General features: G+C 41.0%; 11 protein-coding genes and 2 pseudogenes. 3 read left to right on the top strand and 10 right to left on the bottom strand.

Annotated elements, in window-relative coordinates; genetic code table 11:
* Positions 1-152 precede the first annotated feature (152 nt).
* The 4 genes and pseudogenes from H3001_RS18155 to H3001_RS18140 form a co-directional block, all read right to left on the bottom strand.
* Positions 153-710 carry a DUF4411 family protein gene (locus tag H3001_RS18155; protein ID WP_005816230.1) on the bottom strand — a complete coding sequence of 186 codons (558 nt, stop codon included), beginning with the start codon at positions 708-710 and terminating at the stop codon, positions 153-155.
* Positions 701-1,843: an ImmA/IrrE family metallo-endopeptidase gene (locus tag H3001_RS18150; protein WP_007897423.1), complete on the bottom strand. Its 1,143-nt coding sequence runs from the start codon at positions 1,841-1,843 to the stop codon at positions 701-703. The genes H3001_RS18155 and H3001_RS18150 overlap by 10 nt, the downstream gene beginning before the upstream one ends.
* 234 nt (positions 1,844-2,077) lie before the next feature.
* Complete coding sequence (locus H3001_RS18145; RefSeq protein ID WP_005816226.1) at positions 2,078-2,266, bottom strand: hypothetical protein; 189 nt, start codon at positions 2,264-2,266, stop codon at positions 2,078-2,080.
* A pseudogene (locus H3001_RS18140) lies at positions 2,263-2,760 on the bottom strand (SIS domain-containing protein); the annotation flags it as partial. The pseudogene H3001_RS18140 and the gene H3001_RS18145, both read right to left, overlap by 4 nt.
* A gap of 139 nt (positions 2,761-2,899) precedes the next feature.
* Here H3001_RS18140 and H3001_RS18135 point away from each other — a divergent pair.
* Positions 2,900-4,186 carry an IS1380-like element ISBaov1 family transposase gene (locus tag H3001_RS18135; RefSeq protein WP_007664617.1) on the top strand — a complete coding sequence of 429 codons (1,287 nt, stop codon included), beginning with the start codon at positions 2,900-2,902 and terminating at the stop codon, positions 4,184-4,186.
* A gap of 153 nt (positions 4,187-4,339) precedes the next feature.
* Here the strand turns inward: H3001_RS18135 and H3001_RS18130 are convergent, their stop codons facing one another.
* Positions 4,340-4,540: a hypothetical protein gene (locus tag H3001_RS18130; RefSeq protein WP_007837439.1), complete on the bottom strand. Its 201-nt coding sequence runs from the start codon at positions 4,538-4,540 to the stop codon at positions 4,340-4,342.
* Between the two features lie 665 nt (positions 4,541-5,205).
* Here H3001_RS18130 and H3001_RS18125 point away from each other — a divergent pair.
* Together H3001_RS18125 and H3001_RS18120 are read left to right on the top strand one after the other, a co-directional pair.
* Complete coding sequence (locus tag H3001_RS18125; RefSeq protein WP_007664625.1) at positions 5,206-5,508, top strand: hypothetical protein; 303 nt, start codon at positions 5,206-5,208, stop codon at positions 5,506-5,508.
* A 91-nt stretch (positions 5,509-5,599) separates the two neighbouring features.
* Positions 5,600-6,001, top strand: a complete 402-nt coding sequence (locus tag H3001_RS18120) for a hypothetical protein (protein WP_165364460.1) — start codon at positions 5,600-5,602, stop codon at positions 5,999-6,001.
* Between the two features lie 159 nt (positions 6,002-6,160).
* On the opposite strand, the gene H3001_RS18110 is transcribed toward H3001_RS18120, so the two are convergent.
* From H3001_RS18110 to H3001_RS18095, 5 genes and pseudogenes are all read right to left on the bottom strand, one after another.
* On the bottom strand, positions 6,161-6,655 hold the full coding sequence (locus tag H3001_RS18110; protein ID WP_007897426.1) for an HD domain-containing protein: 495 nt from the start codon (positions 6,653-6,655) through the stop codon (positions 6,161-6,163).
* A gap of 37 nt (positions 6,656-6,692) precedes the next feature.
* Entirely contained in the window at positions 6,693-7,433 is a 741-nt protein-coding gene (locus tag H3001_RS18105; protein ID WP_181215687.1) for a class I SAM-dependent methyltransferase, read from the bottom strand.
* The gene (locus H3001_RS19915) at positions 7,414-7,833 is read right to left on the bottom strand and encodes a hypothetical protein (protein WP_445323005.1); all 420 of its coding nucleotides are present in this window, start codon (positions 7,831-7,833) and stop codon (positions 7,414-7,416) included. Before H3001_RS19915 ends, H3001_RS18105 begins: the two co-directional genes overlap by 20 nt.
* Positions 7,834-8,042: 209 nt before the next feature.
* Positions 8,043-8,282, bottom strand: coding sequence for a nucleotidyltransferase domain-containing protein (locus H3001_RS19910; RefSeq protein ID WP_441296226.1), 240 nt, complete (start codon positions 8,280-8,282; stop codon positions 8,043-8,045).
* Between the two features lie 14 nt (positions 8,283-8,296).
* A pseudogene (locus H3001_RS18095) lies at positions 8,297-8,569 on the bottom strand (MFS transporter); the annotation flags it as partial.

Here is an 8,569-nt window from a genome sequence, read left to right as displayed (position 1 = left end):
GTCTTGTAGAGGAACCACAGTCTTTCAAAATCTTTTTCGCTAAACATAATCTTTCAAGTTTTAAGTTTAGCACGAAGGTATGGGAAAGAAACATGCTAGTCAATACGCCAATTTTGGAAGCTTACTGTCATAAGATGATACTAATATCTATGCTATTTGTCAATAAAGAACCCGTTTCTATGCAGATATTCTGAAACGGTTAGTGTTCCAATCCCTATCTGCTCACACAACAAAGGAAGTTTCTTGAACAACTTACCGTCATTCTGCTGCCTTGTTTCCTCCGTCATTACTTGCATCTCTTCCAGATGGATAGCGTCCGAGTGTCGTACATTCAGTGCATAAATGATAATCTTAGCATCACCTGTTTTAAGGTATTCTTCCTTTTGCTCTATGTATTCTTCTTCAGTCAGTTCCTGCTTCTTCAGTCTTACACAGAAATTGTTGTCTATCATGTTGCTGAATCTCTCTGGGGCACATGGAAATAGATCCTTTGTCGGAATGACCAATTTCTTGTCTTTGAGGAAAGGCATCTTTTCAACTGCAATTCCTTTGGAGGTGCGTTTTGATTCATCCAGAATCACATCAAGTAGCATCAAATCCTTGCGGGAGAACGCCTCTTCCAGGAATGAGTACAACTGTCCGTCCTTATCCAAGGGAAGATAATTCTTGGCAATCATCACCAATGAGCATGTATCAACAACTATCGCCATAACTCCCTCTCAAAATTTGCTGGTTTGACATTGAGTCTCGAACAGAAAGTGGTCTCGTTGACCACTCCATTGAAATAGGCATATTGCATGGTTTTCAAGAATAGCGGAGAAATGATGGGCTTTGGTGTTCGCCCGCCTCTCTTCTCAGAGTTTTTCAACTTTTCCTGTTCCTCTCTTCTTCTGTATTCCTCTGCCAATTCACTCTTGACATTGCTGTAGCTCGAATAGCTGATTTTCCTGTCGATATACATCCTTGTATATAAGGCAAGACGGCTAATGTGCGTCCGTGCACTGATAGCCTTGAAGAGGTCAATGCAGTAGTCGTTACGGGAATCTACACATGCTATGTTAGCAAGTGTTTCTGCTTCTTGTCCCATAATGAACTGATATGCAAAATCATTGCACCATCTTTCGACATCACTGTATGAAGTCTGTGCCGAGATGTCCATCATGTCCACCGACTCCACTTCTTCAATCCCCAATAGACAATGCCCCAATTCATGCGCCAGAGTGAATATTTCTCGCTTGTAATGCTTATGATGCTTAAGCACTATCACATTGGGCTTAAGGTAAAAACCGTCAATGTTGGTTTTCTCTTTCTTGTTCCATGTCTCTATGTATTCAAAGACAAAAATGCCATGATCGGCGATTTTTTCTATCATCTTCACAAGAAACTGCCTATGATTGACAGTTTCCCCGGGATAAAAAAAATCTCTTGCACGTACGGCTACTGTCTTAGGGTCATCTTGTAGGGTGTAGTGTTCTATGTCAAACTTCACATCCAGTTGCGACAGTTTGTTGTATGCATCCAAAGCGTTTTTCAGACTCTCGAATCGGTTTACAGTACGGATCGACTCCAAGTTCAGCTCTGTTCCGAATGAGGTCTTGCGGAAGAAGATACTGCTGCTTGCATTGGTTGACAACTTAGAATAGTCTTGAAAGAAACTGACTTCTTTGTCGAATATCTCACCTATACGCTTCAACACCCCCAAATCAATAGAATCTCCACTGATGTCTGCGGCTCCTGTTATCCGTTTCCTGCCTTTGTTCAGAAGAGACAACAAGTCATCCACCGACATCTTGTATAATGCCAGCAGGTATTCTAAACGTTTCTTGTTAATCTCTACTTTCATATCAGCCTCGATTGAACTATTGTTGTTTTGATGCAAATGCTTAGGCACAATTTTGCGTTGCAAAATTACACATTTTCACTTAAATGGGCGAATTTTCATGCTGAATATCACTGGAATTTATGTTTATTTTGCTAAATCGCTACATTTCGCCACCAAAAAGACACAAAAATAGGACGAATCATCGACCCGTCCTTTTGTTTTTAGCCTTTTTCGTTCTAACCACAGCCTGCAATGTTATTCATCAACTGGTTCATCACTCGCATGTCTCATTTCGTAAACTGTCCATAAGGCTAACACACATTCAATGGCTATCACGGTAATGGCCGCAGTCATGCCCCACCAGTGGGCAATAAGCATAAAGATGCCAGCCTCAATGCACAACGCAAAGAGGATGGTAACAATAAGTGATAATATTCTATTCATTCTACGGTAACTGATTTAGCAAGGTTTCTTGGCTGGTCAACATTCCTATCCTTGTTGATGGCGATGTAATAGGCCAGCAACTGCAATGGGACGGAAACAACGAGAGGTGTAAGGCATTCGGGTACGTCGGGCACTTCAAGGCAATGGTCGGCGATGTCCTTCATTGCGTCATTGCCCTTGGTAATGATGGCGACAACCGTACCGCCACGCGCCTTCACCTGCCTTACATTACTGATTATCTTGTCATACAGCGAGTCCGTTGGAGCAATGACCACCGTGGGCATCTCGCTATCTACAAGTGCAATCGGTCCATGCTTCATTTCCGCAGCAGGATAACCCTCCGCATGGATATAGGATATTTCTTTCAGCTTCAACGCACCTTCAAGGGCGGTGGGGTAGTTGTACCCACGACCGAGATAAAGGAAGTTGCGGGCATAGGTGTATATCTTCGACAAGTTCTTGATTTTGTCAGCAAGTCCCAACACATCTTTTATATACCTTAATTCCGCAACACTATTATAAATATAACTTTTTAAGTACCTGAGCAACAAAAAGTTGCTCAGGATTTTGTCATGTCAGATTTTTCACCTATCTTAGTGTTGCATATCAAAATATGTATCAAACCCGACAGACATGGCAAAGAAAGCAATAAAATCTGAGAAACTCACTCCTTTTGGAGGAATATTTGCAATGATGGAGCAATTTGACTCCACATTGTCATATGTAATTGACACAACCCTCGGTCTAAGATGCAGGCTGTATGGTTATCAATACAGCGAAATCATCCGTTCTCTCATGAGCATCTACTTCTGTGGCGGCTCATGTATTGAGGATGTCACAACTCATTTGATGCCCCATCTCTCGCTTCATCCGACACTTCGTACCTGCAGCTCTGACACTATCCTCAGAGCGATAAAGGAACTGACGCAGGAGAACATTTCATACACGTCAGATACGGGTAAGAACTACGATTTCAATACGGCTGACACCCTCAATACCTTACTGCTCAATTGTATGTGTGCAGCTGGTCAGCTGAAAGAGGGTGAGATGTATGATGTTGATTTCGACCACCAGTTCATAGAAACAGAGAAATATGATGCAAAGCATACATACAAGAAGTTCCTTGGTTATCGACCAGGTGTGGCGGTTATTGGAGATTTGATTGTCGGCATTGAGAACAGCGACGGCAACACAAACGTCCGTTTCCATCAGAAGGACACGCTGAAGAGATTCTTCGAAAGGTTTGAACAGAACAATCTTGTTATCAATCGTTTCAGAGCTGATTGCGGCTCGTGCTCTGAAGAGATCGTGGAAGAGGTTGCCACCCACTGCAAGACCTTCTATATCCGTGCCAACCGCTGTAGTTCGCTCTACAATGACCTCTTCGCTCTCAGAGGCTGGAAGAGGGGAGAAATCAACGGCATTGAGTTTGAGCTGAATTCCATTCTTGTAGAGAAGTGGAAAGGCAAGACATACCGGCTTGTGATTCAAAGGCGGAAACGGATGGACGGTGAGCTTGACCTCTGGGAAGGAGAATACACATACCGCTGCATCCTGACCAACGACTACGAGCCTTCCGTAAGAGAGATTGTCGAGTTCTATAACCTCCGCGGAGGAAAGGAGCGCATCTTCGATGACATGAACAATGGTTTCGGATGGTCCAGATTGCCCAAATCCTTCATGGCAGAGAACACAGTGTTCCTTCTTCTTACAGCACTTATCCGTAACTTCTACAAGGTCATTATCCAAAGACTTGACGTAAAGAGGTTCGGACCCAATAAAACAAGTCGCATAAAAGCGTTTGTCTTCAGATTTGTCTCTGTACCAGCCAAATGGATCAGAACATCAAGGTGGTATGTGCTGAATATCTATACCTGTAATAATGCTTACGCAGATGTATTCCAGACTGATTTTGGATGACGACTACAACTTATGGGTATGATACTGCGTATTGTCTCAAGTCGCATTGTGGGGTAAGGGGGTATTGTAGGCAGAAGTGGGTATTTCAGCCTCAATTTATCTAATAATTCAGTAATGAGAGAACGTGTACACGTAAATAGGACGATGAAGGACTTAGTTGCGGATTTGAGGCTTATGAAAAGCGTATTGCTTTCTCAATACATGCCGTTCCTCTTCGCTCAGCGACAGGAAATAGGCTTTCCATCCCGGACAGAAATTGATGTGCCATCGCCAAAAACGACCCAACAATGACTTGGGTGAACGGTCGTATCGCCGCCTCAGTGGGCACTGCTGACAGTTATGTTTCTTTTCCAATACTTTATCTATTTATCTTTCGTAAAACTCTCGTGGCAAAAATAAGGATTATTTTCAGTGATCAAGCACACAGTTCATTAAAAAAGAGAGGATTTGCTAAGATTCAGAATAACGACGAGCCATCGACCCCAACGGGAGTCGAACTTCAAGTAACCGCACATGATACAATGTGCGGGTCGAAGTGCCTTCCCAATCCACGACCCCAACGGAGGTCGAACCTTTCTACAGATTATATGGTTCGACCCCGTTGGGGTCGGATGTATAGGAGTCATCTGGCCATCCGCAAGTCTTTGACATTGCGGTTAACGGGGGTGAGACCCTTTTCAGGGTCTGTTTGTTTGCACACCTTCATTCTACATAAACGGCTAAATTCAAATATTAAAAGCGTTTACATATTGCAACGTATTTATCTGTTATGCTCCTATTAAATTGTTCTATATCCTTATACTTTTCAACTAAATCCTTTATCACAGGCGCATTTAAATCGACGTTTAGGGTATATTGAACAAAAGCACGTAGCATCTCATAATTATAATTTACTCAAGTTTCGGATTTAGGTTGAGAGGATAGATTTGGGCATAAAAAAGGCTTTGAGGATTTCCGTATGTCACGGAAATTTAGTAATTTAGAGGTGCCCAAACAACTAATTACAATCACTCAAAGCCATGAGCAAAATTACAAAAATTCCATCGGAGATCCGCAACTTTTTCACGGGAAAACGAATCAATCCCGCATTTTCCAAGTTTATGACCCTCCTTGAGGGGATGAGGATTTCAGACAAAGATCTCGGAGGGAAAAAACGTGAGAACTGTCAGCTTACCAACCTTCAACTTTTCCAGATCATATTGATTCTGCCGTTTATGGCCGTCCCGGGTTTTTCTCATTATGCCGGATCGTCAATCTCGAAACTGTTCGGGGGTAAGAAGGACCTACTCTATTCGTTTATGGCCAAGGACAATATAGACTAGCAACATCATCTGGCACATCGCCTGTCATCTCATCAAGGCCGTGACCATAAGGAAAGACTATCAAAAGAGCCATCTTCCGGCAGTGCTTATTGTGGATGATTCCGACCTGCCGAAGACCGGATTGAGGATGGAGTGTATTGGCAAGATATTCTCGCACGTGTTTCAGCGGTGCATTCTCGGCTACAAGCTGCTGGCCCTGTGCTGGAGCGACGGCCGCTCTCAATTTGTCGTGGACTTCTCGATTCACGGCGAGAGAGGGAAGGTCGATGGCAAGGAACAAGGTCTTACGGCCCGGCAGCGCGAGAGGCGCTACAACCGCAAGCGTGACAGAGACTGCCAGACCGAAAAACGCAAGGAAGAGTATTTCGTATCCAAGCTTGAGCGCCTGAAGAGCATGGTGAAGAGACCATTGGAGGATTGTTCGCCGATATATATGAAGGCGTACACGAGCTCACCGTCGTGGAAAAGATCTGGTCAATCATTATTGATGTAATAGCAATCGTGGCTGAGATTTTTACCATTGACGAGAACGAATTGATGGAGCAAATTATACGGGATAACCGCAGGTTCAAGGCCATGCAACTGATCGCTCAGACTGCATAAAACCTAAATCCGAAACTTGAGTAAAATACATAACTGTAATAATCTACTACTAATCTAAAATAAAGCGATTATAAGCTATCCTTTTTCCTGTGTTTGTTTTAAAGTTTTCACCTATACACTTTTTTATCTTTTCCTGTTCTTTTTCTTTATCCATAACCGTTAAATTTTCAAGCAAATCAGCTTCCCATTGTATTTGAAAATCAAGTCCATCAATTTTAGATGGAGTATGATGGTTGCCTATTATAAAGCATATTCTATCAATATTTTTGTTATAGCCTACCTTTTTTAATATTTCTTTCGCTACTGCTGGTCCTTCCTTTTCTTGATAGACACCATCAATAGAACCGTATTTTTTTTGTGCTTCAACCGCACCAATATCATGTAGTATAGCAATAATACTGATGAATTCTTTTTCTTCCTCTCCGATATTTTCTCCGTTCATTATATCTTCTGCATTTTTCAAAACTTTAAGAGTATGCTCTATGCCAAAAGGAATTTCTTTGAATACTTCTTTCATCTCTATAATAATTTTTTCTTTAAACATAAATTACCTCCATTTATACCTTATAGGTGTTTTAGTTCTATCTATCCACTTTTTTGTTCGCCGATACAATCAGCATCATGGGACGGCGCATTTCATCCTGCATCCCCGGAATATCCATCATGTTTTCCGGCGGCTGCGGCTCCACAATATGATTTATTATAAAACCATTTGAAAGCAGTGTATTTAGATATGTGGTCAGTGTTCTATGATATTTTGTAACCTTTTCTCCCAAAAACACAGCTGTCCGTTTGCCCTCATAATAATAATTATCCACCGGAAAATGCAGTATTTCTCCTTTTTCGTTATAATGCCAGTCTTGTGTTCCATAGGCAGTAAAAACAGGATGTTCAACCGTAAAAACTAGCTTACCACCAGACTTCAGTATTCTATATATCTTTTTTACTAAAATCTCATAATCTGCTACATAGTGAAACGCAAGTGAACTTAATATTACATCAAAACTCTCCTCTGGGAATTCCACATCTTCTATAGCACAGCATTTATATTCAACCTGTGGAAAATGTGTTTTTTCTTTGGCTACCTCGAGCATTTTATGAGAAATATCAACACCTACTACAGAGGAAGCACCGTTTTCCATCGCATATATACAGTGCCATCCATAGCCGCATCCTAAATCAAGCACACGCTTACCCTTAAAATCAGGTAGCATCTTTTTCAAAGTCTCCCATTCTCCCGCACCAGCCAGTCCTTTCTGCGAGCGACTCATTTGACTGTATTTTTGAAAAAATATATTATCATCATATTTGTTTTCTTTCATCTGAACTCTCCTCGTTTAAAAAGTTATTTATCTCCGATACAATTTCATTCACTTCATTATAAAGCTTCTCGGTCATGTCGTAGCATTCAAAAAGTGAGATACCGAGTACTTCAAAAATATGATTTACCTTCTCGGTATATTTTTCAGGTTTATGTTCAAAAGTTTCAAGCAGTTTTATAGCTTTCTTTTCGTTGATACAATAAGCATTATTACATGCAAATAACACTTGATTTAAGCATGAAATAATACGAAAAACATGGCCTGCAATATAATATTTATCCTCTGCTCCCGCATTTGCTTTTACAAACATTAAAGAGAACTCTGCTTCAAATAAAAAAAGTTTATCAAGCTCTTCTTTAGAGCACCAGGGTAAATTTCCGCCTGATTTTTTAATTCGCATAAGCTTTCATTTTTAGCATATTGTATCTTGCTGATAGCCAATTCTCCACGATACATAGCACTTATATAACCATGGGGATGCCCGGTCTGATAATTTGCAGTAACAATTCCTTGCTCCGTATCTTTGATTATTTGTTCCACCCGTTTTATATCACGTAAAATCAGATCAACATGATACCCGTTCATAACTAACCATCCGCCGCCATTGATTCAATCACCCCACGCTCCGGGAGGTACAACAAGGTTGTTTCTATTCTCATCATCCAACTCTGTAGCAATTTGGTTAATCGCTGTCAGGTCAAATGATTCTTGATTGTAATAAATTCCGATATCTATATCAGAATCCTCTGTATGGGTACCTCTTGCACGGGATCCCCCTAATACGATGCCTTCTATAAAAGGCAAAGAGGATAATTTTTCTGTCACTGATTGAATAATATTATATATCATACGAACACACTCCTTTATTTTGCATCTAATTTTCTAATCTCAGTTATCATTGGGCAAACTATTGCAATGCAAATAATTAAAATACCTGATAGTAAAAACCAATGATTTACACCGATTCTATCAGCAAAGAATCCAGAAAGAATTAACCCAATTGGCATAGCAAGAGACATGATACTTCCAGTTAAAGAAAATACACGTCCTAAATATTCAGGCTTAATTTTCTCCTGAAAAAGAGCTGTTTGCACACCGCTGTAAAACGGAACCGAAAGCCCCATTATTGCACAGCA

Origin of the sequence: Phocaeicola faecicola (assembly GCF_013618865.1) — a bacterium.
GTDB classification, from domain to species: Bacteria; Bacteroidota; Bacteroidia; order Bacteroidales; family Bacteroidaceae; genus Phocaeicola; species Phocaeicola faecicola.
Note: the sequence above shows the minus strand (reverse complement) of the source record. Positions and strands in the feature narration are given on the sequence as shown.